The organism is Micromonospora sp. NBC_01699 (assembly GCF_036250065.1).
In the GTDB taxonomy this organism is placed as follows: Bacteria; Actinomycetota; Actinomycetes; order Mycobacteriales; family Micromonosporaceae; genus Micromonospora_G.
Map to the genome: position 1 here is coordinate 2,240,772 of NZ_CP109199.1, position 25,231 is coordinate 2,266,002.

Annotated in this window: 21 protein-coding genes; 9 read left to right on the forward strand and 12 right to left on the reverse strand. The window is 70.8% G+C overall.

Annotated features, from left to right (window positions below; genetic code table 11):
- Nucleotides 1-200 precede the first annotated feature (200 nt).
- Together OG792_RS10080 and OG792_RS10085 are read left to right on the forward strand one after the other, a co-directional pair.
- Nucleotides 201-1,703, forward strand: a complete 1,503-nt coding sequence (locus tag OG792_RS10080; RefSeq protein ID WP_329109007.1) for an APC family permease — start codon at nucleotides 201-203, stop codon at nucleotides 1,701-1,703.
- A 52-nt stretch (nucleotides 1,704-1,755) separates the two neighbouring features.
- Nucleotides 1,756-3,267 (forward strand): deoxyguanosinetriphosphate triphosphohydrolase family protein, encoded by a 1,512-nt coding sequence (locus OG792_RS10085; RefSeq protein WP_329109009.1) that lies wholly within the window; start codon nucleotides 1,756-1,758, stop codon nucleotides 3,265-3,267.
- 17 nt (nucleotides 3,268-3,284) lie between these two features.
- Here OG792_RS10085 and OG792_RS10090 read toward each other — a convergent pair whose 3' ends face one another.
- Nucleotides 3,285-4,313: an MBL fold metallo-hydrolase gene (locus tag OG792_RS10090; RefSeq protein ID WP_442932459.1), complete on the reverse strand. Its 1,029-nt coding sequence runs from the start codon at nucleotides 4,311-4,313 to the stop codon at nucleotides 3,285-3,287.
- Between the two features lie 215 nt (nucleotides 4,314-4,528).
- On the reverse strand, nucleotides 4,529-5,506 hold the full coding sequence (locus OG792_RS10095) for a serine hydrolase (RefSeq protein WP_329109010.1): 978 nt from the start codon (nucleotides 5,504-5,506) through the stop codon (nucleotides 4,529-4,531).
- 273 nt (nucleotides 5,507-5,779) lie between these two features.
- On the opposite strand from OG792_RS10095, the gene OG792_RS10100 reads away from it, so the two are divergent.
- Nucleotides 5,780-8,287, forward strand: a complete 2,508-nt coding sequence (locus tag OG792_RS10100; RefSeq protein ID WP_329109011.1) for a putative bifunctional diguanylate cyclase/phosphodiesterase — start codon at nucleotides 5,780-5,782, stop codon at nucleotides 8,285-8,287.
- Here the strand turns inward: OG792_RS10100 and OG792_RS10105 are convergent.
- The 4 genes from OG792_RS10105 to OG792_RS10120 form a co-directional block, all read right to left on the reverse strand.
- Nucleotides 8,254-8,805 (reverse strand): hypothetical protein, encoded by a 552-nt coding sequence (locus OG792_RS10105; RefSeq protein ID WP_329109013.1) that lies wholly within the window; start codon nucleotides 8,803-8,805, stop codon nucleotides 8,254-8,256. The genes OG792_RS10100 and OG792_RS10105 overlap by 34 nt on opposite strands.
- A gap of 106 nt (nucleotides 8,806-8,911) precedes the next feature.
- Nucleotides 8,912-9,676, reverse strand: coding sequence for a succinate dehydrogenase/fumarate reductase iron-sulfur subunit (locus tag OG792_RS10110; RefSeq protein ID WP_329109015.1), 765 nt, complete (start codon nucleotides 9,674-9,676; stop codon nucleotides 8,912-8,914).
- Entirely contained in the window at nucleotides 9,673-11,610 is a 1,938-nt protein-coding gene (locus tag OG792_RS10115; protein ID WP_329111186.1) for a fumarate reductase/succinate dehydrogenase flavoprotein subunit, read from the reverse strand. The genes OG792_RS10110 and OG792_RS10115 overlap by 4 nt, the downstream gene beginning before the upstream one ends.
- Nucleotides 11,611-11,612: 2 nt before the next feature.
- Nucleotides 11,613-12,299 carry a succinate dehydrogenase cytochrome b subunit gene (locus OG792_RS10120; RefSeq protein ID WP_329109017.1) on the reverse strand — a complete coding sequence of 229 codons (687 nt, stop codon included), beginning with the start codon at nucleotides 12,297-12,299 and terminating at the stop codon, nucleotides 11,613-11,615.
- 72 nt (nucleotides 12,300-12,371) lie between these two features.
- Between OG792_RS10120 and OG792_RS10125 the strand changes: the two genes are divergently transcribed.
- The 3 genes from OG792_RS10125 (at nucleotide 12,372) to OG792_RS10135 (ending at nucleotide 14,252) form a co-directional block, all read left to right on the forward strand.
- The gene (locus OG792_RS10125) at nucleotides 12,372-13,307 is read left to right on the forward strand and encodes a LysR family transcriptional regulator (protein WP_329109018.1); all 936 of its coding nucleotides are present in this window, start codon (nucleotides 12,372-12,374) and stop codon (nucleotides 13,305-13,307) included.
- A 301-nt stretch (nucleotides 13,308-13,608) separates the two neighbouring features.
- Nucleotides 13,609-13,800, forward strand: coding sequence for a type II toxin-antitoxin system HicA family toxin (locus OG792_RS10130; protein ID WP_329109019.1), 192 nt, complete (start codon nucleotides 13,609-13,611; stop codon nucleotides 13,798-13,800).
- A 14-nt stretch (nucleotides 13,801-13,814) separates the two neighbouring features.
- Nucleotides 13,815-14,252 (forward strand): hypothetical protein, encoded by a 438-nt coding sequence (locus OG792_RS10135; protein WP_329109020.1) that lies wholly within the window; start codon nucleotides 13,815-13,817, stop codon nucleotides 14,250-14,252.
- A gap of 92 nt (nucleotides 14,253-14,344) precedes the next feature.
- On the opposite strand, the gene OG792_RS10140 is transcribed toward OG792_RS10135, so the two are convergent.
- From OG792_RS10140 to OG792_RS10160, 5 genes are all read right to left on the reverse strand, one after another.
- A complete protein-coding gene (locus OG792_RS10140; protein WP_329109021.1) occupies nucleotides 14,345-17,794 on the reverse strand; it encodes a ThuA domain-containing protein in 3,450 nt (1,149 codons plus the stop codon).
- Between the two features lie 175 nt (nucleotides 17,795-17,969).
- Nucleotides 17,970-19,055 (reverse strand): hypothetical protein, encoded by a 1,086-nt coding sequence (locus OG792_RS10145; protein WP_329109022.1) that lies wholly within the window; start codon nucleotides 19,053-19,055, stop codon nucleotides 17,970-17,972.
- A gap of 116 nt (nucleotides 19,056-19,171) precedes the next feature.
- Entirely contained in the window at nucleotides 19,172-19,969 is a 798-nt protein-coding gene (locus tag OG792_RS10150; RefSeq protein ID WP_329109023.1) for an ABC transporter ATP-binding protein, read from the reverse strand.
- A 7-nt stretch (nucleotides 19,970-19,976) separates the two neighbouring features.
- Nucleotides 19,977-20,978, reverse strand: a complete 1,002-nt coding sequence (locus tag OG792_RS10155; protein ID WP_329109024.1) for an ABC transporter substrate-binding protein — start codon at nucleotides 20,976-20,978, stop codon at nucleotides 19,977-19,979.
- 60 nt (nucleotides 20,979-21,038) lie between these two features.
- Entirely contained in the window at nucleotides 21,039-21,977 is a 939-nt protein-coding gene (locus tag OG792_RS10160) for an ABC transporter permease (RefSeq protein ID WP_329109026.1), read from the reverse strand.
- 265 nt (nucleotides 21,978-22,242) lie between these two features.
- On the opposite strand from OG792_RS10160, the gene OG792_RS10165 reads away from it, so the two are divergent.
- Both OG792_RS10165 and OG792_RS10170 read left to right on the forward strand, forming a co-directional pair.
- On the forward strand, nucleotides 22,243-22,911 hold the full coding sequence (locus OG792_RS10165) for an NADPH-dependent F420 reductase (protein ID WP_329109027.1): 669 nt from the start codon (nucleotides 22,243-22,245) through the stop codon (nucleotides 22,909-22,911).
- An 80-nt stretch (nucleotides 22,912-22,991) separates the two neighbouring features.
- On the forward strand, nucleotides 22,992-23,297 hold the full coding sequence (locus OG792_RS10170) for a hypothetical protein (protein ID WP_329109028.1): 306 nt from the start codon (nucleotides 22,992-22,994) through the stop codon (nucleotides 23,295-23,297).
- Between the two features lie 12 nt (nucleotides 23,298-23,309).
- Here the strand turns inward: OG792_RS10170 and OG792_RS10175 are convergent, their stop codons facing one another.
- Nucleotides 23,310-24,047 carry a cupin domain-containing protein gene (locus OG792_RS10175; RefSeq protein ID WP_329109029.1) on the reverse strand — a complete coding sequence of 246 codons (738 nt, stop codon included), beginning with the start codon at nucleotides 24,045-24,047 and terminating at the stop codon, nucleotides 23,310-23,312.
- Between the two features lie 114 nt (nucleotides 24,048-24,161).
- Between OG792_RS10175 and OG792_RS10180 the strand changes: the two genes are divergently transcribed.
- Nucleotides 24,162-25,211 carry a LacI family DNA-binding transcriptional regulator gene (locus OG792_RS10180; protein WP_329109031.1) on the forward strand — a complete coding sequence of 350 codons (1,050 nt, stop codon included), beginning with the start codon at nucleotides 24,162-24,164 and terminating at the stop codon, nucleotides 25,209-25,211.
- Nucleotides 25,212-25,231: the final 20 nt, after the last annotated feature.

The following is a 25,231-nucleotide window of genomic DNA, read 5'->3' on the forward strand; positions in this document are numbered from 1 at the left end:
TCGATTGCTCCGCGTGTTGATGCAGGACGCTACGGCAAGGAATCACGTCACTCAACCCGTTCCCATCGTTACGTCGGGCAATGGACTCGACCGGGACGAAACTGTCGGATCCCCGTACGAACTTGTCGGCCGCCGGATTCGGCCATAGCCTCTCCTGATTGTCGATCGACAATGTTCTGACCGGTCAGGAGCGACCGCAGATGCCAACCGAGCCGCCCGTCCCCGGTATCCCGCTGCGCCCCGGTCGAATCGGCACCGGGCGGCTCGCGCTCTTCGTCGCCGCGACCGCCGCGCCGCTCACCGCCGTCGGCGGGGCCATCCCGATCATGTACGCGGTCAGCGGCAACGTCGGCGCCGCGTTCTGCTTCCTGATGCTGACGATCCTGCTCGGCGTCTTCGCCGTCGGTTACGCCGCGATGGGCCGGTACGTGCCGAACCCCGGCTCGGTCCACTCGTACATCGCGAATGGGCTCGGCCGGGCCGGGGCGGTCGGCGCCGCTTTCGCCGCACTGGTCGCCTACAACGCGCTCCAGATCAGCCTCTACGGACTGATCGGCGCGATTGTCGGCGAGTTCGTCGGGGATGAAATTTCCATCGAACTCGACTGGTGGATCTGGGCGCTGCTCGCCTGGGCGGTGGTCGGGCTGCTCGGCGTACTCCAGGTGGACCTGTCCGGGACCGTACTCGTCGGGTTGCTGTTCCTGGAATTGCTCGTGCTGACCGCCCTGGTCGCGCTCGCGCTCGACAACCCGGCCGGCGGCCGGGTCGACGCCGCCGGACTCGACCCGGCGAACCTCCCGGTGGCCGGGCTCGGTGCCGTGCTGGCCCTGGCCACCGCCGCCTTCGTCGGGGTGGAGTCGGGCCCGGTCCACCGCACGCAGGTCACCGATCCCGGCCGGACCGTCGCCCGCGCCGGCTACCTCGCCATCGCCGGCACCGGCGTCTGCTACGCGCTCTGCGCCTGGGCGCTGACTGTCGCCACCGGGCCGGAGAACACCGCGACGGTGGCCGCGGTGGCCGGTCCCCAACTGGTCGCCGACGTGCTCGCCCGGCACGGCGGGGCCGCGCTGGGCGTCGCCGCCCAGGTGCTGCTCGGCACGGCGGTACTCGCCGCGCTGCTCGCCGGGCACAACAGCGTGGCCCGGCAGTTCTACGCCCTGGGTTTCGAACGGGTGCTGCCCGCCGCGCTCGGCCGGGTCGGCGTACGCACCGGTGCCCCGGTCGCCGGCTCGCTGGTGCAGACCGGGCTCGCCCTGGCGGTGCTGCTCGGCTTCGCCGCCGCCGGCCGGGACCCGCTGACCGACATGTTCGCCTGGCTCAGCGGCGTCGGCGCGGTCGGCGTACTGGTGCTGCTCACGCTGACGTCGGTGGCCGTGGTCGGGTTCTTCAACGGGCGTACGGTCACCGCCGAGTCCCGCTGGCAGCGACTGATCGCACCGACGCTGGCCACCATGGGACTCAGTGTGGTCCTGGTGGTGCTGCTGGCCGACTTCGGTACGTTGCTCGCCCCCGGCACCCCGACCTACCTGCGCGCCCTGCTCCCGGCCCTGCCGGTGCTCGCCGCACTGCTCGGCCTGCTGCGCGGCGTCGCCCTCCGGTCGCTGCGACCGGGGGTCTACGCCCGGATCGGCGGCGGCACCCGCGAGCCGGTCCCGACGCCACAGCCGGCCGGTGCCGCCGACCGGGTCGAGGCGCAGGCGTGAGGTGACCGGGGCTGGGCACACCCGCCCGGTCCGGCTGGGCTAGCGTCTGATCATGGAGTCTTCGGCGGATCCCCGGGCCAGGCGGCTCTTCGGCGGCAGCGCCGGTGCGCTCGGCGACCTCGCCGGGAGCCCGTTCCGCGCCGACCGGGACCGGATTGTCAGCTCACCGTTCTTCGCCCGGCTCGGCGGCGTCACCCAGGTGATCTCACCGGGCGGCTCCGGGCTGCTCGTACACAACCGGTTGACGCACAGCCTGAAGGTCGCCCAGGTGGGGCGGGCGGTCGCCGAACGGCTGAGCGCCGACGAGCGCTACCGCGACCTGCTGGACTCGCTCGGCGGCTGCGACCCGGACGTGGTCGAGGCGGCGGCGCTCGCCCACGACCTGGGTCACCCACCGTTCGGGCACCTCGGTGAGCAGGTGCTCGACCGGATCGCCCGGCAGCGGCTCGGGCTGCCGGACGGGTTCGAGGGCAACGCCCAGTCGTACCGGATAGTCACCAGCACCGAGATCCGGGGCATGGCGACCATCGGCCTGGACCTGACCGCCGCGGTACGCGCCGCCATCCTCAAGTACCCGTGGACCCGGTCCGGCTACCCCGACCCGCACCCGAGCCAGTTCGACCCGCCGCCGCGCGGGGCGACCGCGCCACCGGAGGACCCGACGAGCGGTTCGGGGAAGTTCGGCGCGTACGGCACCGAGGTCGAGGACCTGCGGCAGGCTCGGGCGCCGTTCGCCGGGCGGATCGCCGACTGGCAGCAGACCGTCGAGGCATCGATCATGGACACCGCCGACGACATCGCGTACGCCATCCACGACGTGGAGGACTTCCACCGGGTCGGGGTCCTGCGCCAGGGTGCGGTGGCGGCCGAACTGCTGGCCTGGCAGCGCGACAGCGACCGGTTCCGGGCGATGACCGACGCCATCCTGGACCACGGGCTGCGCCGCCCCGGTGCCTCGATCGAGCGGCTGCGCCGGCAACTGCACCGCAAGGACGCCTGGATCAGCGACGATGTGGCGTTCGCCGCGGCGGTCGAACACGTACGGCTGGAACTGGTCGACGGGCTGCTGGCCGCACCGTTCGACGGCTCGATCGAGGCCGAGCAGGGCGTGTCGGGCTTCTCGGCCCGGTGGACCCGCCGGCTGGTCGACGCGATCACGGTGGTGGCCGAGCCGCCGGTCCGGGCCGGACACGTGCTGCTCGCCCCGGCCCAGTGGCACGAGGTGCAGGTGCTCAAGTTCGTCCACCACCAGTTCGTGCTGGCCCGGCCGGATTTGGCTCTGCACCAGCGCGGCCAGGCCCGGCTGCTGGACACCCTGGTCCAGGCCCTGCTCGACTGGATTCTCGACCCCCGCGAGGAGGCCCGGCTGCCGCGCCGGCTGCACGACCTGATCGACCTCGCCGAGGCGGAACTTCATCCGCGTACGGTCGATCGGGCGGCCAAGGCGCGCGGACGGGCGATCATCGACTTCGTCGCCTCGCTGACCGACAGTCAGGCGGTGGCGCTGCTCGACGCCCTCTCCGGCCGTTCCGGGCAGCTCTGGACCGACGCCTTCGTCCTCTGACCGGCCGACCCACCGGGTCAGACGATGGCCTGCCACCAGCCGTCGACCGGCGGTGGCGCGTCGACGACCACCCGTTCACCGGGTCGCGGTACGGCCAACCGGACGTCGCGGGCCTTCGCCTCCCGCCACAGCCGGTCGATCGGCTCGGCCCACGGGTGCACGGCCAGGTTGAACGTCGCCCAGTGCACCGGAATCAGCAGCTCCCCGCGCAGGTCCAGGTGGGCGGTGATCGCCTCCTCCGGGAACATGTGGATCTCCGGCCAGGCCGGTGCGTACGCCCCGACCTGGATCAGGGTGACGTCGAACGGGCCGTGTTGGCGGCCGATCTCGGCGTAGCCGGCGAAGTAGCCGGAGTCGCCGGAGTAGAACACCCGGCGGGTCTGCCCGCTGATCACCCAGGAGCCCCAGAGGGTGCGGTTGCGGGTGAACCCGCGCCCGGAGAAGTGCTGCGCGGCGGTCGCGGTGAACCGCAGCCCGGCCACGTCGGCGCTCTCGGTCCAGTCCAGCTCGATGATCCGCGCCTCCGGCACCCCCCACCGGGCCAGGTGGGCGCCGACGCCGAGCGGGACCAGGAACGGCGCCGACTGGGTCCGCAGCAACCCCCGTACGGTCGCCAGGTCCAGGTGGTCGTAGTGGTCGTGCGAGATCAGGATCGCGTTGACCGGGGGCAGTTGCTCCAGCGGCACCGGTGGCGGATGCAACCGGCGCGGCCCGGCCAGGCGCGACGGCGAGCACCGTTGGCTCCACATCGGATCGACCAGCACCCGTCGGCCCTCGATCTCGACCAGCAGCGAGGCGTGTCCGTACCAGATGATGTTGAGTTCGTCGGCGGGCGCCGAGGCCGGGTCGGCGGTGCCGGGGTCGACCAGCGGGACCGGGTCGGTGGGCTTGCGCCGGTGCCCGCCGAAGAGGAACTCCAGCAGGACGTTGCGGCCGGACTCGGCCATCACCGCCCGGGTGCTCGCCTGGTTGCGGAAACCCTCGCCCTCGAACTGCGGGGACGACCGCAGTCTGGCCGCCCGCTCCCCGGCGGCCCGCGCGCCCATTGCCACCGAGACGTCCCGAACGGCCCAGGCGGCGGTCGCGACGGCGGCCAGGGCGAGCAGCCCACCGGCCCGACGGCGCCAGCGGCGCCCCGCCCGCGACCGGTCGTCCCGGCCCCGGCTCGGTTCGCTCGTCGCCCCCCGCCTACCCATCCGTCCATCCTTCCCCGTCCGGGGAACCGGCGGGTAGCCGGCCCCCCGGATCGAGCAAGGATTCGTCAGCCGCCGTTGCTCGGCCGGTACGCCGAACCGGTACGGGACCTGGCCGAGGCCGGACCCGGCTCGGTGACCGTCTCCAGGAACCGGCGGCCCATCACCGACCGGGCCCGGGTGGCCGGGTGGGTCGGGCCGAAGTTGTCCGGGTCGGCCTGACCGTCGGCGAAGATCGCGTAGGTCAGCCTGGGCGTGCCGTCGATGCCGAACATCACGCCGGCCTCGTTGCGGCCACCGTCGAACCAGCCGGCCTTGGTCGCCACCCGCTCCCGCTCGCCCGACGACATGTCGTGCCGGATGCCGTCCGGATAGGCGATCGGCGACCGCAGCGCGGCCAGCAGGAACGCGGTCGAGCCGGGGGAGAGCAGGGTGCCCGCGACCAGGGCCCGCAGCAGGTCGTGGGTCTCCCGGGGCGTGGTGGTGCCGAGGAAGAACCGGTTGGGGTTGGCGACCGGTACGACCTGCGTGTTCGGGAAGCCCTTGGCGACCAGGATCTGGTTGATCTCCAACGCCGGGCAGACCAGGCCGCAGAGCCGTACGGCGGTGTCGTCCGAGACGGTGAGCAGGGCGGCGAGTGCGTGGCCGACCGTCACCGTGCTCGGGTACGCCCCGTCCAGCCGGAAGATGCCGTCACCGTCGGGAATCACGATCGCGGCGGTCACCTCGACGGTCTGACTCAACTGGAGCAGGCCACGATCGACCTTGTCCAGCACCGCGACGGCGACCGCCACCTTGTTCACGCTGTACGCCTCGACCTGCTCGTCGGCGCCCTGTTCCACCGCCGGCAGGGCGCTGCCGTCGGCGGCGGTGACGCTGATCCGGGCCCGCCAGGTCCCGCCCGCCTCGGTCGAGGCCCGGTAGTAGATCTTCCCGACCCGCCGCTCCGCCGGTCCGAGGGCGTCGGTCGCCGAACCCCGCTCGGTCGCGGCCGAGGCGCCGGTGCCGGTGCCGAACACCAGGCCCGCCGTTGCCGCCGTGCCCATGCCCAGCGCAGTCCTGCGGTTAACCGTTTTCGACAAGGTGGTTCTCCGATCGGAGCCGTGACGAACCCCCCGTGGGCTCGATCCGGTCACGATAGAGCACCGCGGATCGCTCCGGGTGCCCGTTGATCGTCCGGCGACGGCGGTCGGATTCCGCCGCCAGCGTTCGGGGTAGTGGTCGTGGCGGGTGGGACAGGTTGTTGGCACTCACTCATCCGATCGGCCCACGAAGTTCAGTCGATCATCCACAGCACGTCGGATGATCCGGTTGGTAGCGTGGTGCGCCTGCTGGTCGGTCAGAAGACGGAAGGTTCGCTGGGGGCGATCTCGATGCGACGCTCGACCCCGGTCGACCGGGCCTCCGCGTCCGGCTCGCTGGCGTACCTCACCGCCGGCGTCCTCGCCGCGCTGCTGTACGCCGCCCACCTCTCCGACGCACTCGGTGCCCTGCTGTTCGCCGCCGTGGGCGTCGGCACCGCCGCCGTCCTGGTGCTCGGCCCCCGGTGGCACCGGGCCGCCCCGCGCCACCCCTGGTACCTGCTCAGCGCCGCCAGTTTCCTGTTCCTGATCGGGGCGCTGGTCCGGCCCTGGGCCGCGCACCGGACCGGAATCTCCGCCCTGGCCGCCGACGCGTTCACCGTCCCCGGCTACCTGTTGATGATCTTCGGCGTCGGCGGCCTGCTGCGGGCCAGGGGAGGGCTCGAACGGCACGCCGTCATCGACGGGCTCATCGTCTGCCTCGGCGCGGCCTGTGTCTCGGTGCTGCTGCTGGCCGTACCGGCGGCGTCGATCCAGGGCCGGTCGGTGATGGTGTCGGCGCTCGCCGGGACGTACCCGGTCTTCGACGTGGTGCTGCTCCTGCTCCTGGTCAACCTCGCCTTCACCACCGCCGCCCGAAGGCCCAGCTACTGGCTGCTGGTCGGCATGATGACGTCCCTGCTGCTCGGCGACCTGGCGTACGCGATCGTCGGGCTGACCGGCACCCTGTCCGGGGCACCGATCCTGGACCTGCCGTTCCTGATCGGCTTCGCCATGGTCGGCGCCGCCGCACTGCACCCCTCGGTGGTCTACCTCGGCCGGGCCATGCCGCTGCCGGTGCAGGCCTGGTCCTGGCCCAGGCTGCTGCTGATCTGCCCGGCGCTGGCCGCACCGTTCGTGCTGATCGCCGCACTGCACCAGCCGACGCTGGTCGAGCGGCTCGTCCCCGCCCTCGCCGGGGCCGTCATGGTGGCGTTGCTGCTGGTCCGGGCCGTGTCGGCGGTGCAGGGTTACGCCACCGCGCAACGGCGGTACGAGCACCACGCCACCCACGACCCGCTGACCGGCCTGCCCAACCGGCGGGCGCTGTCCCGGGAGGTCGGCCGGCTACTGCGCCGCTCGGCGGCCGTACCGACCGGGATCTGGGTGTACTTTCTCGACCTCGACGGCTTCAAGATGGTCAACGACTCCTGGGGCCACGACACCGGCGACCAGCTCATCGTCCAGGTCGGACAGCGGTTACGGGCACTGGTGCCGTCGGCGGCGGTGGTCGCCCGGGTCGGCGGCGACGAGTTCGTGGTCGTACTCAGCGGGACCCGCGACGAGGCGGTCGAACTCGCCGAGGGGATCCTCGGCTCGTTCGCCGCACCGTTGCAGGTCGGCGGGATCGAGGTGGTGGTCAGCACGTCCGTCGGTCTGGTCGGCACCACCGTGGTCCCGACCGGCGAGCACACCGGCAGCCGGGACGGGCTGGCGTACGGCGTGGACGAGCCGACCGGCAGCACCGGCGGCTGGGGCGGCCTGCCCACGGCGGCGGCGGCCGAACAGCACGACGCGGCACCGGTGACCGCCGAGTCGCTGATGCGGGACGCGGACATCGCGATGTACCACGCCAAGGCCGAGGGGCCGGGCAAGTGGGCCCTGTTCGACACCTCCATGCGCGACCGGGTACGCGACCGGGTGGAGATCGAGTTCGCCCTCCGGCACGCCCTGGCCAAGGAGCAGCTCCACCTGGTCTACCAGCCGATAGTCGAACTGCGCGGCGGCCGCCTGGTCGGGGCGGAGGCGCTGCTGCGTTGGGACCACCCGGTCCGGGGCGCGGTGTCACCGCTGGACTTCATCTCCATCGCCGAGGACACCGGCCTGATCGCCGCGATCGGCCGGTGGGTGCTGGACGAGGCGCTGCGGCAGCTCGCCGACTGGCGGCGCCACGGCGTGGTGGACGACGAGTTCTGGATCTCGGTCAACGTCTCGCCCCGGCAACTGCGCGACCCCGGCCTGCCGGACAGCATCGCCGAGGCACTGCTGCGGCACGACGTACCGACCGGGGTGGTGGTCCTGGAGATCACCGAGTCGGTGATGGTCGACCCGTCCGCCGGCACCGACCAGGTGCTCTTCGAACTGCGCGGGATGGGCGTACGGATAGTCGTGGACGACTTCGGCACCGGCTACTCCGCGCTGGGCTACCTGCGCCGGCACCCGGTCACCGGGGTCAAGGTCGACCAGGCGTTCGTCGGCGGGCTCGGCGGCAACCCGGAGGACGAGGAGATCGTACGGGCGGTGGTCGCGATGAGCAGCGCGCTGCGGCTGACGGTCGTCGCGGAGGGGGTCGAGACGCCGACCCAGCGGGCGGTGCTGGAGGCGCTCGGGGTGCTGCTCGGCCAGGGCCGGCTCTGGGGCGGCCCGGTACGCCCGAACCTGTTCGCGCAACGCTGGTCAGGTCTGGCCGTCGGCGCGGACGGGGCCGGCCCGGTGGTCGGGCCGGACACCGCTCAGCTCGACTCGGGCGGCTCGAACAACCAGTAGACCTGCTCGTCCAGCGGGGCGCTCCGGACCCCGGTGGTGAGCTGGTCCAGGGTCTGGTGGATCGCCTTCGGCAGGCCGATGTCGTTGTTCCGGCGGCAGATGTCCAGGGCCGCGATGCCCCGGCTGGCCAGCACCCGCTGCCACATCCGCTCGATCACCGTCTCGAACACCCCGTCGCCACGGATCTGCGGGTCGATCGCGAAGAAGCCGATGTACCAGATCCGCCGCTCGGCGTAGAGCACCGGCCAGCGGCGCGCGAAGTAGTCCGGCGAGATCAACGGTACGGCGTCCAGGTCGTTGGTGAACGTGGCCAGCGCCAGCACCTCGTCCGGCTGGTCCGGGTCGAGCCCGAGGTACTTCGTCACCCGGGCGTCGGCGAGCACCACGTCGAACTCGTCCCGGACCATGACGTGTCGCTGCACGGCGGCGGCCCGCAACTCGTCGAACGCGTTGTTGTAGAGCCGCCACGTCGCCTCGGTCAGATGCTCCGGCACCACCTGGTCCGCCGTGATGAGCATGTTGTCGCCCCCGCCACCGTCACCTCATGATCCCCTGACTCGCGGGTCACACTACCGAGTCCGGACCACCCCGTCGAACGTTGTGTCGGGCGGCGTACCAGGGGATTCAGTCTGTGCCCGGTGCGCCACCGCGCGTGCTCGCGGCCCTGAGGAAGTCGCGGTTCAGTCGCCCGATGGTGGACAGCGGGATCACCTTCGGACAGACGGCGGTGCACTCGCCCATGTTGGTGCAGCCGCCGAATCCCTCCGCGTCCTGCTGCGCGACCATGTCGAGCACCCGACCGGCCCGCTCCGGCTGACCCTGCGGCAACATGCTCAGGTGGGTGACCTTCGCGGCGGTGAACAGCATCGACGACCCGTTCGGGCAGGCCGCGACGCAGGCTCCGCAGCCGATGCAGGCGGCCGACTCGAACGCCGCGTCGGCGTCGACCTTGGGCACCGGAGATGCGTGCGCGTCCGGGGCGCTGCCGGTCGGCACCGAGATGTAACCGCCGGCGGCGATGATCCGGTCGAACGCGCTCCGGTCCACGACCAGGTCCTTCATCACCGGGAAGGCCCTCGCCCGCCACGGTTCGATGTCGATCGTCTGCCCGTCGGAGAAGTGCCGCATGTGCAGCTGGCAGATGGTGGTCGCCCGCTCCGGCCCGTGCGGTACGCCGTTGACGACCATGCCGCAGGAGCCGCAGATCCCCTCCCGACAGTCGTGGTCGAAGGCCACCGGGTCGTCGCCGTCGAGGATCAGCCGCTCGTTGAGCACGTCGAGCATCTCCAGGAACGACATGTCGGGGGAGACGTCGGCGGCCCGGTAGGAGACCATCCGGCCACGGTCGGCCGGGCCGGACTGTCGCCAGATGCGCAGGGTCAGATTCACTTGTAACTCCGCTGGCTGGGGTGGACGTACTCGAAGTGCAGGTCTTCCTTGTGCAGCACCGGCGGGTGGTCGGCCCCGGCGAACTCCCACGCCGCGACGTAACTGAAGTGCTCGTCGTCGCGCTGCGCCTCACCCTCCGGGGTCTGGCTCTCGGCCCGGAAGTGCCCACCGCAGGACTCCGTACGGTGCAGCGCGTCGACGCACATCAGCTCGGCCAGCTCGAAGAAGTCGGCGACCCGGCCGGCCTTCTCCAGCGACTGGTTGATGCCGTCGGCGTCGCCGGACACCTTGACCCGACGCCAGTACTGCTCCCGCAGGGCCCGGATCTGCTCGATCGCCTTGCGCAGCCCCGCGTCGCTGCGTTCCATCCCGCAGTGCTCCCACATGATCTGACCCAGCTCACGGTGGAACGAGTCGACCGTACGGTCACCGTCGACCGCGAGCAGTCGAGCCACCCGGTCCTCGACGTCGGCGCGGGCGGCGACCACCTCGGGATGGTTGTCGTCGATCGGGCCGAACGGGCCGGCGGCCAGGTAGTTCGCGATCGTGTTCGGCAGCACGAAGTAGCCGTCGGCCAGCCCCTGCATCAGCGCCGAGGCACCCAGCCGGTTGGCGCCGTGGTCGGAGAAGTTCGCCTCACCGATGACGAACAGGCCGGGGATGGTGGCCTGGAGGTCGTAGTCGACCCAGAGCCCACCCATCGTGTAGTGCACGGCCGGATAGATCCGCATCGGCACCCGGTACGGGTCCTCGCCGGTGATCCGCTCGTACATCTCGAAGAGGTTGCCGTACCGCTCCTGCACGGTGTGCCGGCCGAGCCGGCCGATCGCGTCAGCGAAGTCGAGGTAGACGCCGAGCCCGGTCGGCCCGACCCCGTTTCCCGCGTCGCAGACGTTCTTCGCCGCGCGGGAGGCGATGTCGCGCGGGACCAGGTTGCCGAAGGCCGGGTACATTCGCTCCAGGAAGTAGTCCCGCTCGTCGTCGGGGATGTCGGCCGGGTTGCGGTCGTCGCCGGCCCGCTTCGGCACCCAGACCCGGCCGTCGTTGCGCAGCGACTCGCTCATCAGGGTCAGCTTCGACTGGTGGTCGCCGGAGACCGGGATGCAGGTCGGGTGGATCTGCGTGTAACAGGGGTTGGCGAAGTACGCGCCCTTGCGGTGCGCCCGCCAGGTGGCGGTGACGTTGCAGCCCTTGGCGTTGGTGGACAGGTAGAACACGTTGCCGTAACCACCGGAGGCGAGCACCACGGCGTCGGCGTACTCCGTGGTTGTCCTGCCGGTGACCAGGTCGCGGACGACGATGCCCCGGGCCCGGCCGTCGACCACTATCAGCTCCAGCATCTCGTGCCGGGTGTGCATCTCCACCCGGCCGAGCGCGATCTGCCGCTCCAGCGCCTGGTACGCCCCGAGCAGCAGTTGCTGACCGGTCTGTCCGCGCGCGTAGAAGGTCCGTTGCACCTGGGCGCCGCCGAACGAGCGGGTGTCGAGCAGTCCGCCGTACTCGCGGGCGAACGGCACCCCCTGGGCCACCGCCTGGTCGATGATGTTGACCGAGACCTCGGCGAGCCGGTGCACGTTCGACTCGCGGGCGCGGAAGTCGCCGCCCTTGACCGTGTCGTAGAACAACCGGTGTACGGAGTCGCCGTCGTTGCGGTAGTTCTTCGCCGCGTTGATACCGCCCTGGGCGGCGATCGAGTGTGCCCGGCGCGGGCTGTCCTGGTAGCAGTACGACTTCACCCGGTAGCCCTGCTCGGCGAGGGTGGCGGCGGCCGAACCGCCGGCCAGCCCGGTGCCGACCACCAGCACGGTCAGCTTGCGGCGGTTCGCCGGGTTGACCAGCTTGGCCTCGAAGCGGCGCCGGTCCCAGCGGGTCTCGATCGGCCCGTCCGGTGCCTTCGAATCGGCGACCGGTTCGCCGTAGCGGAACATTTCCATGGTCATGACACCCATCCGGCTAGTACGGCGAAGGGGACCAGCAGGTAGCCGCCGCAGAGCCCGACGGCGAAGACGAGGGCGGTGGCGCGGGCCCGGCGCTCACCCCGGGGCGACTGCTGGCCGAGGCTGCGGAACGCGCTGAACATGCCGTGCCGCAGGTGGAAGCCGAGCGCGACGATGGCCAGGGTGTAGAACAGGGTCACGTACCAGCGTTCCGGGGCGAAGTCGGCCACCACGTTGGCGTGCGGGTGACCCGGGTCGCCGAGCGGGTTGAGTGTGCCGGTGGTCAGGTCGAGCAGGTGGTAGACCACGAACAGCAGGATGATCACCCCACCCCAGCGCATCGTCCGGGCCGCGTAACTGGCCTGGACCGGCTTGCGGTGGGCGTACCGGATCGGGCGGGCCTTGCGGGCGGCCACGGCGAGCGCGGTCGCGGCCCAGATGTGCAGCAGCAGGGCGATCGTCAGCGCGCCGCGCTGGAGCCAGAGATACCAGACCTCGGGCAGCAGTGGCGTGCCGATGGTCCGCAGCCAGTGCGCGTAGTGGTCGAACGAGGCCGCACCGAAGAAAATCTTGAGGTTGCCGAGCATGTGCGCGATGAGGAAGAGCACCAGGAGGATGCCCGTCACCGCCATCACTGCCTTCTTGCCGACCGACGAGCGGACCGGCGACCGCGTCTCTACTGCCACCTCACCGACGCTAGGAGGAGCTGTGATTAGTCGTCCAATGCATCGGAGTCGCAGTCTCGATAGTCGTAGGCTATGCAGGTGCAGTTCCACCAGTTGCGGTACTTCGTAGCGGTCGCCGAAACCCGGCATTTCACTCATGCGGCCGACAATGTCGGCATCACCCAGCCCTCGCTGAGTAAGCAAATTCACGCCCTCGAAGTCGACCTCGGCGCCCCGCTGTTCGACCGGATCCGGGGAAACATCACCCTCACCGCCGCCGGTGAGGTCCTGCTGCCACTGGCCAAGCGCATCCTGGCCGACGTCGAAACCGCCGGGCGCGAGGTGCAGGAGCTGGTCGGCGTACGCCGGGGTCGGGTCCGGCTCGGGGCGACGCCCAGCCTGGTCACCTCGCTCGCCCCGCAGGTGCTGCGCCGGTTCCGCGACGCCCACCCGGGCGTCGACCTCTCCGTCCAGGAGGGCGGCTCCCAGGACCTCGTACGCGACCTGCTGCGCGGCGGACTCGACCTGGCGCTGATCATCCAACCGGCACCCGGACCCGACCCCGCCCTACGGGTGGAACCGATCCTGCGGGAGAGCCTGGTCGTCGCCTCCCTCGACCCGCTACCGGCGGCCAGCCCGATGGGCACCCTGCGCCTGGTCGACCTGCGCGACCAACCGCTGGTGATGTTCCGCGAGGGCTACGACCTGCGCGACGTCACCCTCGCGGCGTGCCGGGACGCCGGCTTCGAACCGACGCTGGCGGTCGACGGCGGCGAAATGGACGCCGTGCTCAGCTTTGTCGAGGCGGGGCTGGGGGTGGCGCTGGTGCCGGGCATCGTGGTCGCCCGACGGCCCCGGATCCGGGTCACCCAGCTCGCCCCGCCCGGCGTACGGCGGACGATCGCGCTGGCCCGGCGCCGGGAGGCCGTACCGACGCACGCGGCGCGGGCACTGCGCGGAATCCTGCTCAACTACGTCCGTACGGCCGCCGAACAGGGGGCGCTGCCGCCCGGTGTCGAGCCGCTGTAGGGCCCGCGATCGGCTGCCCGCCGGCCTCGTCCCGGCCGGCATCGCGGTGCTGGCCACTTGAAAGTGCCCGAGGCAGAATGACCGCCTCAGGATGGGACAGGGTACGTGGCGCCGTCGTCACCACCACGCCCGAAGACGAGTGGCGTGTCCTCGCCGAATGGACCCGGATCCTCGGACGCGTCGACGATCAGCTCCCCGTCATCCCCATCTGGTCACCGTCGGCGGTGGCGACGCCTGATCTCGACGGACACGTTCGTCTAGTGCCTTAGACAACAAGCGTCTACCGCACTAGACTTACGGCATGAAGCGGGCCGACCTCCTCACGGTGATCAGCAAGGCCGCCGCCGAGGCGGGCTGCGACTTCATTTTCGTGCGCGAAGGCGGCAGCCATACCGTCTACCGGTTCGGATCGCAGCAGTTCACCGTGCCACGCCACAAAGAGATCAACGAGCTGACGGCGCGGGGCATCCTGCGCAACCTCGGGCTCAGGTAAGGGGGGACCAGTCGATGGCTACATACACCGCCACCTGCACGCGGACGGACAACTGGTGGGCGATCACCGTTGCCGAACTGCCGGGTGTCTTTTCGCAGGCGCGCAGGCTAGACCAGGTGGAAGCGATGGCCCGAGACGCCATCGCAGCGCTCCTTGACGTGTCTCCCGAGAGCTTCGACATCGAGGTGCGGCCGGAGGTGCCCGGCGAGGTGAACGCAGCGCGTCGGGCACGCGCCAGGCTGGTCGAAGCTGAGCGGTCGGCCGAGGAGGCCACCGTCGAGGCGGCTCGGAAGTTGCTCGCGGAGGGGTACACGGTGCGCGACGCCGGCAAATTACTCGGCATTTCGCCGCAGCGGGTCTCTCAGCTGACCGCCTCGAAAACGAAGCTACGCAAGGTCGGGCAACGTGGTGGCAAGCCAGCCACAGGATCCGGGCGGACGGCTGCCGCCTGAGTACGTCGGACCGGGCCGCCCTCCTGTGGTGGTGACGCCGGATCTCGACGGGTTGTCCCGTTCCGATCCGGCGTCACAATCACGGAGGTACGTCAGGTGACGGTGATGACCACCTGGGCTGAGGTGGTGGCGCCGCTGCTGTCGGTCACCGTCAGACGGGCGGTGTAGCTGCCCTTGCGGGTGAAGGTGTGACTGGCGTTGGCGGTGTGTACGACCGCGGCGTTGTTGCCGAAGTCCCACGAGTAGTCGGTGATGGTGCGGCCGGGCGCGACAACCGCGGTACCGGTGAACGCGACCGTCCGGGGTGCCGTGCCACTCGTCGGGGTGGCGGTGATGCTCACCGTCGTACCGCTCTCCTGTTTGACGCCGGTGCCGTTGAACCGCAACCAGTCCACGGCCATCAGGTCCGGTGTGCCGCCCACCTGCGCCGGGTTGACGAAGACGGCGTAGAGGGTGATGGTCCCGCCGGGGTTGGTCAGGTTGGCGGTGGGGGAGATGACGTTGTCCCAGCCGCCGGTGCTCGGGACGGCGACGGTGCCGAGCACCGGCCCGGTCGGTGAGCCGGACCGGAACTCGATCGTCCCGCCGCTGCTGCCGGAGCTGGCCCCGACGGTCACCGAGTTGATCCCCTGGAGGTTCACCGGCCCGAAGTTGACCCACTCGTTGTGGTCGACGTCGCCGAGGCGCTTGCCGGCCTTGGCTGTCGCCCGGTCGAGCACCTGGATGCCGGCGTGGGCGCCGTCGAAGTGCTCGATCTCCTTCGGCTTCACCTGCAACTCGACCAGGGTCGAGCCGACCAGTGCCGGCACCCCACCGGTCGCGCCGCCGTCGGTGTACTGGGCGGTGAGCAGGGTGAACAGGTTCTGGCCCGGTCCGTGCCCGTCACCGGCGCTGCTGTCGGTGACCGCCACCCCGGAGCAGCCGGTGTAGTTGTCCAGCGGGTGGGCGTGCGAGTCGTGGCCGAGCTGGGTCTGCACGATCACCCGCGAGCAGTCGATCGTGCCCTCCTCCGGGTCGGTGACCGTCACCGTGTACGGCACCCGGTCGCCGAACTCGAAGAAGCCGCCGTTCGGCACGCTCAGGGTGACCACCGGCCGGGTGTTGCCGGCGATGACCTCGGTGGTCGCCACCGCGCTCTGCCCACCCGTTCCGGTCACCGTCAGCCGGGCGGTGAACCGGCCCCGCGCGGTGTACGTGTACGTCGGGTTCGCGGCGGTGGAGTCGGTGCTGCCGTTGCCGTCGAAGTCCCAGGCATAGCTGATCGGCGCCCCGTCGCCGGAGGCCGAACCGGCGCTGGAGAACGTCACGGCCAGCGGCGTGGGCCCGCTGTCCCGGTTGGCGCTCGCCTTCGCCACCGGTGGGCGGCCGGTGGCCACGTAGTCGATCCGGTAGATGCCGGCGCCCTCGTTGGTGCCGCCCCGACCGCTGCCGGTGCCGGCACCGAAGTCGATCACGTAGAGCGAACCGTCGGGCCCGAACTCGGCGTCGAACGGCTGGATCCAGGAGAAGTCACCGAGTACGCCGTTGATCGACTGGAGGTCACCGACGGCGGTTGGCCCGAACCGGGCGTTGGTGAATGTCTGCGCGGTGCTGTGGATGGAGAGCGTCTTGAACCACTTGCGGGTCAGCTCGTAGACGATCCACTTGCCCTCGTAGTACTGCGGGAACTTGGTCGTCCGGGTGTTGGCCGGGTCGAAGTCGTACGACGGGCCGCCCATTGGGCCACCGCCGCCGGTGCCGACCTCGGGGAACTGCGTGGACGCGCCGTAGCCGTACCAGACCAGCGCGGAACGGGCGGCGGGCAGGTTGGTCAGGCCGGTGTTGTTCGGCGAGTTGTTGACCAGCGCCCCGCAGTTGAACTTCGCCCCGGAGGTCGAGGTCGCGAAGTTGTAGTCGTTGTACGGGATGTTGTTGCCGACGCAGTACGGCCAGCCGTAGTTGCCGGCGGTGGTGATCCGGTTGAACTCGACGATTCCGTCCGGTCCCCGGTTCGGGTTGGCCGCGGTGGCGTCCGGTCCGTAGTCGGCGACCAGCACAGCATTGGTGATCGGGTCGACGGTGATCCGGAACGGGTTGCGCATGCCCATCGCGTAGATCTCCGAGCGGGTCAACGCGGTGCCGGGGGCGAACAGGTTGCCGGTCGGCACGGTGTATGTACCGTCGGTCTGCGGCCTGATCCGCAGGATCTTGCCACGCAGGTCGTTGGTGTTGCCGGAGGTGGCCTGCGCGTCCCAGGCCCGGCGGCCGGGGCGCTCGTCGATCGGGGCGAAGCCGCTGGAGTCGAACGGGTCGGTGTTGTCGCCGATGGCCGCGTACAGGTTGCCCTGTTTGTCCATTGCCAGCGAGCCGCCCATGTGCGAGTTGGCCCGGCCCTCACCCCGGTAGGTGGGGATGGTGAGCAGCCGTTTCTCGCTGGTCAGCGCGATCGAGTTGCCGGTGACCGTGAACCGGGACAGATTGAGCTGGTTGAGCGTCTTGTCCGACCACAGTAGATAGATCCAGTTGTTGGTGGCGAAGTTGTTGTCCAGGGTCATGCCGATCAACCCGTCGGACTGGCTGGTCTGGGCCGGGGTGTAGGCGAAGTCGACCAGGGTGGTGACGCCGAGCGTGCTCTGGTTGATCACCTTCACCGCGCCGGTGCGCTGGATGTAGAAGACCCGCCGGTCGGCCGCCACGGCCAGTTCGAACGGGTCGGCCAGGTCGGCGCTGACCAGCGGGACCTTCTGGAAGTTGCTGCTCTTGGTGGCGGCGCAGTCGCCGGGGATCGCGCCGGCCGCCCATTCGATGCCACCGCGCAGGTGGTTGAGGAAGTACGGTTCGCTGAACGACGACGAGGCGTGCCCGCCGGCGGTGTACCAGGATCGACCGCCGTCATAGTTCTGGCACCAGGAATAGGCGTGGTCGACGCCTTCGTCCAGGCCGTTGATCCCGTCGCGGACCTTGATCTGGGCGAGGGTGTGCACCTTGTTCGTGGGGTTGGTCTTCCAGTTGTACCATTCCTCGCTGCGTTCCCAGAGTTCCGGCAGGCCCTGGGTGGACGGGTGGGCCTTGTCCAACACCTTGATCCGGCCGGGGAAGACGCCACCGGTGGAGCCGAAGTCCGGGTGGTAGTCGAAGATGGTGCCGACCAGGCCCTCGTACCAGACCCAGTCGCGCTCGCTGGCGGTCGCCGCGTGCAGCCCGACCCAGCCGCCGCCGGAGCGGACGAAGTTCTGGAAGGCGGTGCGCTGGGCCGCGTTGAGCAGGTCACCGGCGGCCGGGGTGGAGTTGGTGTTGTTGAACACCAGGGCGTCGAACCGGGCCAGGTTGGCGTCGGTGAACGCCGCCGCGTCGGTGGTCGCCTCGACCTCGAAGTCGTGGGTGAGACCGAGCTGTTGGATCGCGGCGACGCCGGCCGGGATCGAGTCGTGGTAGAAGTTCGTCGTCTTCGAGAAGACCAGTACCCGGAACCGGGCCGCTGCCGATGCGGGAGCCGGGGCAATGGTCAGGACGAGGGCGGTGATCGCGAGCAGGGCGATCGGGATGGATCGTAAGCGTCTCATGCAGGCGCTCCCGGTAATAGGGACGGATAATGGAAAGCGCTTTCCTGCCGCCGACGGATCAAGCCTACGTAACCAATCCGAAATGGTCAATGTGTGAAGGTCCGGATCCCGGTGCGGGCGTTTTCGCGTACCGGCAAAGAATCGGGATAGCCTTTTCTGGCATAGCCGTAATCGATCATGTTGGTCGGGGTCGGCCGGCACCCACGTGCACCGCCGTGGCCAGGGCCGCGAGCGCCAGTCCGGTGACCGCCGCGACGGTCAGCCCGGCGGCGGTCAGCGCGGTCGCCACCAGGCCCGCCGGCAGCCAGGTCCAGACCGGCACGATCCTGGCCGGATGCCCGCGCCGGCGCCGCCACGCCTCGGTCGCCATCGGCACGATCAGCGGCGGCAACGTCGCGGCGAGCACCGCCAGCCAGGGCAGCAGCAACCGGTCGAACCGGGCCGCGGCAAGCACCGCGCCGGGCACCGCGACGATCAACATCCCGGCCGTGGGGGAGAGCGCCGGCCAGCCGCCACGCAGCGCCAGGGCCCCGGAGTACGTCGTGGTCAGCGCCGGTGCGAACACCGCCGCGGTGACGAACAGATTGCCGTACGCGGCCAGCCCGGTGCTGCCGGCCAGCACCGCCACCACGTCGGTCGAGCCGGTGCGCAGCCACACCCCCGCCCCGGCCACGCCGACCGCCACCGCCGGCGCCACCAGCAGCAGCACGCACCAGCCCAGGTCACGCCGGCTGGCCAGCCCCCGGCTGAAGTCCGGGGCGCGCAGGGCGAACACGGAGACGTACCCGGTCATGGCGGCGATGTCGGCGGCGGTCGCCCAGCCGCCCGGATCCAGGGTGACCGGCGCGGACGTCGGCGGCAGTTGGGCCACACAGAGCGCGACCAGGCCGAGTGCCGCCAGCGTGGTGGCCACCGCTATCCGGTTGCCGAGCCGGGGCGAGGCGTACGACACCGCCAGCACCGCCCCGGCCAGCAGCAGCGCCCCGACCGGGCCGGGCAGCCGCAGCACCGTGGCCAGCGACGCCCCGCCCAGCCCGACGTTGAAGCCGAACCAGCCGATCATGGCGACGCCGAGCACCACGCTCAGTACGGCCCGCCCGGCCGCCGGCAGGTAACGCGGCGCCACCTCGGTCAGCGTGCCGCCGTCGCCGTACGGTGGCCGGACCCCGAGCGCGCCCTGCCCGAACAGCAGCAGCGCCATCAGTGCCGCCCCACCCACCAACGCCAGTACGGGCACCGCCCCGTGGTGCCGGTCGGCCATGCCCGCGCCCAGGATCAGGGCGGCCGGCGCGGCGCCCAGGCCGAGCCAGGCCCCGGCGGCGGCGGTCCACCGACGGGGCTGGTCGAGTCGGGCGGACTGCCCGCCCAGCGGGGCGATCAGTGGTTGGCTCCCGCCCCCAGCAGTTCCCGGATCTCGGTCGACAACCGGTCGAAGCGCGGGTCGGACATCACCGCCGCGTAGTTGCGTTCGGCCGGCAGGTCGACCGGCAGCGTACGGACGATCCGGCCCGGTCGGGGACTCATCACCTCGACCCGGGTGCCGAGGAAGACCGCCTCGGCGATCGAGTGGGTGACCAGCAGGATGGTGGTGCCGGTCTCCCGCCAGATCCGGTTCAGCTCGGTGTTGAGCTGCTCGCGGGTCAGCGCGTCGAGCGCCCCGAACGGTTCGTCCATCAGCAGCACCCTGGGCTGGTGCAGCAGCGCCCGACAGAGCGCCACCCGTTGCTGCATGCCGCCGGAGAGTTCGTGCGGCAGCGCGTCCTCGAAGCCGGTCAGGCCGGTCAGCTCGATCAACTCGTCGGCCCGGCGGGCGGACTGCCGGCGGTCCAGCCCGCGCATCTCGGCCTGGAGCAGGATGTTGCGGCGGGCGCCGCGCCACTCCAGCAGGGCCGCCCGCTGGAACACGAAGCCGATGTCCCGCTGCGGCTTGGTCACCGGTCGGCCGAGCAGCGACACCGAGCCGCTGGTCGGCCGGACCAACCCGGCCACGATCTTGAGCAGGGTGGACTTGCCGCAGCCGGACGGGCCGACGATGGTGACGAACTCACCCGGTTCCGCCCGCAGGGTCACGTCCTCGACCGCGGTGGTCTGCGACCGCTTCGACCGGAACCGTACGGTCAGCCCGGTCAGTTCGACCGCGGTGCCGGTGGCGGTGGTGCTCGGGGCGCTGGTCATCGGTGACTCATCCCTGGCTGGTGTAGCCGCTGTCCCAGTACTTCTCCGGTGCCCCGGCGTCCTTGAGTTCGGCGTACCGGGTCATCAGGTCGATCGTCTCGGTCCACTTGGCCGGCGGGTTCACCCCCGGCGCGCCGCCGGTCAGTTCCAGCAGCGGTACGGCCAACGTCAACTGCTTGACCAGTACGTCCTTGGCCGGCTCGTTCTCCGCAAGCTCCACCATCGCGTCGGTGGCCGCCGGGATGTCCTTCGCCGATTCGGCCCACGACTTCTGGGTGGCCCGGACGAACGCCCTGACCAGCTCCGGGTCCTTGCTCAGGGTGGCGTCGTTGACCACCACGCCGGTGCCGAGCATGTTCATGCCCCAGTCGGCGTAGAGCAGGTAGTCGACCTTCTTGCCGGTCTTCGCCTCGATCGTCGGGGCCTGGTCGTGGAAGAAGCCCTGGATCGCGTCGACTCGGCCCTCGGCCAGCGCCGCTACCTTGCCGGCGGCATCCAGGTTGACCACCTTGACGTCGCTGTCGGACAGCCCGTTCGCCTTGAGCCAGGCCGGGAAGGTGGCGTAGATCGCGTCGCCCGGGGTGCCGCCGACGGTCTTGCCCTTCAGGTCGGCCGGCTTGCTGATGCCCTTGTCGGCGAGGAACTCGATCGAGGTCGGTCCCTTCTGGAGGAACACCCCGACGCTCTTCACCTTCATCCCGGTGGCGATCGCCTTGAGCAGCGGCGGGGTGTCGGCCCAGCCGAAGTCGGTCTGCTGCTGGGCGACCGCCTGGATGGTCTTGCCCGAGCCGCCGCCGGGCTTGATCTCCAGCTCGATGCCCTCGGCCTCGTAGAAGCCGTTCTTGAGGCCGTAGTAGAACGGCGCGTGCTCGCCGTACGGGACCCAGTTCAGGGTGAGCGTGACCTGCTTGCGGCCGTCGGCGGTGGTGGGCTGTCCGTCGGAGCCGCCGCAGGCGGCTACCGATCCGAGCAGCAGGAACGCGGCGGCGGTGAACGCGAGACGTCTCATGGTGGTGCGCCTCCTGTACGGGTGGCGGGACGGTGTGGTGGGTGAATCCGTGGGCCGGGATCAGGACGTGGTCAGCGGTACGGCGGAGCGGCGGCTGGCGTGCCAGGGGATGAGCAGCGCCTCGGCCAGCTCGACGATGACGAACAGCACGATGCCGATCAGCGACATCAGGAACAGGTCGGCAAAGAGCAGCGCGGCGTCGAGGTTGCCGTTGGCCAGCAGCAGCACGTACCCGAGGCCCTCGTCGGCGCCGACGAACTCGCCGACCACCGCGCCGACCACCGCGAGGGTGACCGCCACCTTGAGGCCGGACATCAGGTGTGGCAGGGCGTTCGGGAAGCGGATCCGGCGGAACGTCTTCCACGGCCCGGCGCCCATCGTCGCGGCGAGGTCGATCAGCTCCGGGTCGGTCGACCGCAGGCCGGCGACGCCGGAGATCACCACCGGGAAGAACGCGATCAGTACGGCCAGCACGATCTTCGGGGTGAAGCCGACGCCGAACCAGACCACCAGCAGCGGGGCGATCGCGATCTTCGGGATGACCTGGGCGAACAGCACTATCGGGTAGAGCGCCTTCTCCATCGTCGGCGAGTACGCGATCAGGATCGCGGTGCCGAGCCCGAGCAGGGCGGCGAGCACGAAACCGATGACCGTCTCGTAGAGCGTGACGTAGGTGTTGCGGAGCAGGAAGGCCCACTGGTCGACCATCGTGGTCCAGACCTGGCCGGGCGTCGGCACCAGGTAGTTCGGTACGTACTCGCGGGCGGCGACGAACCACCAGACGGCAAACAGCGCGGCGAGCAGGAGCGCGGGGCGCCACAGTGCGTCGGCCAGCCGACCGAGGCGACTGCCGAGGCTGCGGCGCGTACGCGGGCGGCGCTGCGGCGGTGACTGCGTGCCGGTGCGACCGGTGGGCCCGGTCGGGCGCTCGGCCGTTGTCGCCGTCGGCTGGACCGGGGCGGCGAGGTCGATCCCGTCGTCGACGGTGCGGTCGGACACGGGCACTCCTCCTCGGTGATCGGGTGTCCCGTCAGGATGGTCGGGGGCCGGTGCGGGTACGGGCGCTCGGGGGCGGGCAAGCGCTTTCTCGGGACAGTAGAAGCCCTGTACCGCTTTGGGCAAGGGCTTTCCCATAACGATCATCGATGCGATCGTTATCGATCGGTGCCGGGTCCGACGGGCCACGCCCCGGACCGACGGGCGTGGCGGACGGAACACTCCGGCGCGGGGAATGCGGCCGACCGACCGGGGGTTGGGGCCAGACATGACAACTGTTGGACTGATCGGCAGCGGAAACATCGGCGGCACCGTGGCTAGGCTGGCGATCGCCGCCGGCTACGACGTGGTGCTGAGCAACTCGCGCGGGCCGGAGACGCTCCAGACACTCGTCGACGAACTCGGGCCCGGGGCGCGCGCGGCGACGCCGGCCGAGGCTGCCGAGGCCGGGGACCTGGTGGTGGTCTCCATCCCGCTGAAGGCGTACCGCAGCGTGCCGGTGGAGCCGCTGGCGGGCAAGGTCGTGATCGACACGAACAACTACTACCCGGAACGCGACGGGCAGATCGCGGAACTCGACGACGACTCGACCACCAGCAGCGAGCTGTTGCAGCAGCACCTGCCGGCGGCCAGGGTGGTCAAGGGCTTCAACAACATCTACTACGTCCACCTCCAGGCGCTGGCCCGACCGGTCGGTGCCGCCGACCGCAGCGCGCTGGCCGTCGCCGGGGACGACCCGGCCGCGAAGGCGACCGTGACCGCGTTCTTCGACGCGATCGGCTACGACACCGTCGACGCCGGGCCGCTCGTCGAGGGCCGCCGCTTCGCGCCCGGCACCAGGGCGTACGGCGATTCGTACACCGGTGGGAAGCCCGACTTCTGGCAGGTGCCGGCCGTGTCGGTCGACGCCGACACGCTCCGCGCCCTGCTCGGCTGACTCCGCTGTGGGCGACGCACCTCGGGTGCGTCGCCCACCCCGCTCCCGGTGGTGGTATGGGCATCGGGAGGTGACAGCTCGTGACCGGTCTGTCGACAGTGGAAGACCTTCGTACCCGTGGTGACAGCGACGACCTGACCGCCGTGCACCGCAACGACCAACGGTGGCGCTGCGTCGACTGCCACGGCGAATGGCCGTGCCCGGTCATCCGGCGTCGCCTGCTCGTGCTCTACCGGCGGGAACCGGCCAGACTGCGCATCTACCTACGCCACTTCCACGACCGGGCCATGCTGGAGCTGCCCGAGTTGTCGACCCGACAGCTCGACGCCCGCTTCTTCGGCTGGATCCCCGACCCGAACGCCGGTCGACGGCGGCGACCGACCTGACGGGTCGGCACCTCAGTGCACCGGGTAGGTGTCCAGCAGCCCGCACATGCCCTGCCGGCCCTGCTCGCGCGGCTCGGCGAACCCGTACACGGCCGCGTCCGCCAGGTGCGGCGCCTCCCCCCGGGCGAGCGCGTCCAACTGCCGACCGGTCTGCTCGGCCGCCCGTAGCGCGCCCTCGCGCCAGCGCCCCCGCCAGGCGTCGAGCTGCGGCTGGACCAGTCGGATCGCGGCGGCGTGGAATTCCCGCAACGGCGCCGGGTCGCCGCCGGTCACGCTGTCGCGGAGCGCCTCGAAGCCGCGCACCGCGAGGTCACGTCGGGCGTACGCGGCCGCCGGGTCGCCGCCGGGCGCACCGCCTCCGGGCAGGGCCACGGCGGAGGCGTACGCGGCCCGGTCGGCGAGCACCTCCGGGGGCAGGGTCAACACGGCGTCCCCGGCCTCCGGCAGCCCACTGTTCTGCATCAGTACGACGATCTCCAGCCCGCCGTGGTTGACCAGGCGGTGGATGGTGCCCGGGGCGAACCAGACCACCGAGCCGGGGCGCAGCGGCGTCTCGGCGTACCCGCTCAGGGTCAGCGTCTGCACCAGCCCGGCGCCGGCCGCCACCACGTACGCCTCGGCGCAGCACAGGTGCAGGTGCGGCGTACCGCCGACGGCGCCGTCCGGGGCGACGGTGTCGTAGACGCAGAGCCGGGAGACACCGACTCCACCGGGCAGGGGCAGGGGAAACGGGGCGGACTGGCCGTTCATGCGGACCACCGTTCATGGGAAAGGGTTTTCCTGCGGCCCGTCTGACGCTAGTCTCCGGCGTTGACGACCGTCAACGCGTACGCGTGCCGGAGCTGGTCCGGACGGAGGCCGCCGATGACCACACTCGCCGACGTCGCCCGGCTGGCCGGGGTGTCCCCGGCGACCGTGTCCCGGATCGTCAGTCGCAGTTCCCGCCGGGTCGCGCCCGAGTTGCGGGAGCGGGTGTTGGCGGCGGTCGAGGAACTCCAATACGTCCCGAACGCACACGCCCAACTACTCGCCCGCAACCACCGATCCGCCGTCGGCGTCATCGTCCACGACGTATCCGACCCCTACTTCGCCGAAATCACCCGCGGACTCCAACGCATCGCCACCGAACACGGCCGACTCGTCATCATCTGCAACACCTACCGCGACCCCGACAAAGAACTCGAATACGTCGAACTCCTCCGCGCCCACCAAGCCGCCGCCATCATCCTCGCCGGCAGCGGCCACCACAACGAAACCTTCACCAACACCCTCGACGCCAAACTCCGCGTCTACCAAGCCACCGGCGGCCACATCGCCGTCATCGGCCGCCACGAACACACCGGCCACGCCGTCATCCCCGCCAACGAAACCGGCGGCTACCTCATCGGCACCGAACTCTACGCACTCGGCCACACCCACCTCGGCGTCATCGCCGGCCCCAAACACCTCACCACCACCACCGACCGCCTCACCGGCCTACGCCACGCCGCCCGCGACCACGGCCACAAACTCCCCACCCGCAACATCGCCTACGCCAACTTCGACCGCGACGGCGGCGCCACCGCCACCGCCCACCTCCTCGACACCCAACCCCACCTCACCGCCATCGCCGCCCTCAACGACACCATGGCCATCGGCGCCCTCGCCCTCCTACGCACCCGCGGCATCAAAGTCCCCCAACACATCAGCATCACCGGCTTCGACGACATGCCCATCGCCCGCGACGTCACCCCCACCCTCACCACCGTCCGCCTCCCCCTCGCCGACATGGGCGCCCGCGCCATGACCCTCGCCCTGCAACCGCCGGAACCGAACCACGCCGAACAGATCCCGGCCGAACTCATCCGCCGCCAGAGCACCGCCCCACCGCCGCCAACTCACACGACCCCGAAACCGCTGCGCAGCAACCCGTGATCACGATTCCGTACGCCAAT

Excerpts from the sequence above, each read along its gene's own strand:
- OG792_RS10165 (WP_329109027.1), top strand. The coding sequence starts at position 22,243 with ATGACAACTGTTGGACTGATCGGCAGCGGAAACATCGGCGGCACCGTG.
- OG792_RS10085 (WP_329109009.1), top strand. The coding sequence starts at position 1,756 with ATGGAGTCTTCGGCGGATCCCCGGGCCAGGCGGCTCTTCGGCGGCAGC.
- OG792_RS10175 (WP_329109029.1), bottom strand. The coding sequence starts at position 24,047 with ATGAACGGCCAGTCCGCCCCGTTTCCCCTGCCCCTGCCCGGTGGAGTC.
- OG792_RS10080 (WP_329109007.1), top strand. The coding sequence starts at position 201 with ATGCCAACCGAGCCGCCCGTCCCCGGTATCCCGCTGCGCCCCGGTCGA.
- OG792_RS10155 (WP_329109024.1), bottom strand. The coding sequence starts at position 20,978 with ATGAGACGTCTCGCGTTCACCGCCGCCGCGTTCCTGCTGCTCGGATCG.
- OG792_RS10090 (WP_442932459.1), bottom strand. The coding sequence starts at position 4,313 with ATGGGCGCGCGGGCCGCCGGGGAGCGGGCGGCCAGACTGCGGTCGTCC.
- OG792_RS10150 (WP_329109023.1), bottom strand. The coding sequence starts at position 19,969 with ATGACCAGCGCCCCGAGCACCACCGCCACCGGCACCGCGGTCGAACTG.
- OG792_RS10180 (WP_329109031.1), top strand. The coding sequence starts at position 24,162 with ATGACCACACTCGCCGACGTCGCCCGGCTGGCCGGGGTGTCCCCGGCG.
- OG792_RS10125 (WP_329109018.1), top strand. The coding sequence starts at position 12,372 with ATGCAGGTGCAGTTCCACCAGTTGCGGTACTTCGTAGCGGTCGCCGAA.
- OG792_RS10130 (WP_329109019.1), top strand. The coding sequence starts at position 13,609 with ATGAAGCGGGCCGACCTCCTCACGGTGATCAGCAAGGCCGCCGCCGAG.
- OG792_RS10115 (WP_329111186.1), bottom strand. The coding sequence starts at position 11,610 with ATGGAAATGTTCCGCTACGGCGAACCGGTCGCCGATTCGAAGGCACCG.
- OG792_RS10095 (WP_329109010.1), bottom strand. The coding sequence starts at position 5,506 with ATGGGCACGGCGGCAACGGCGGGCCTGGTGTTCGGCACCGGCACCGGC.
- OG792_RS10105 (WP_329109013.1), bottom strand. The coding sequence starts at position 8,805 with ATGCTCATCACGGCGGACCAGGTGGTGCCGGAGCATCTGACCGAGGCG.
- OG792_RS10135 (WP_329109020.1), top strand. The coding sequence starts at position 13,815 with ATGGCTACATACACCGCCACCTGCACGCGGACGGACAACTGGTGGGCG.
- OG792_RS10145 (WP_329109022.1), bottom strand. The coding sequence starts at position 19,055 with ATGGCCGACCGGCACCACGGGGCGGTGCCCGTACTGGCGTTGGTGGGT.
- OG792_RS10140 (WP_329109021.1), bottom strand. The coding sequence starts at position 17,794 with ATGAGACGCTTACGATCCATCCCGATCGCCCTGCTCGCGATCACCGCC.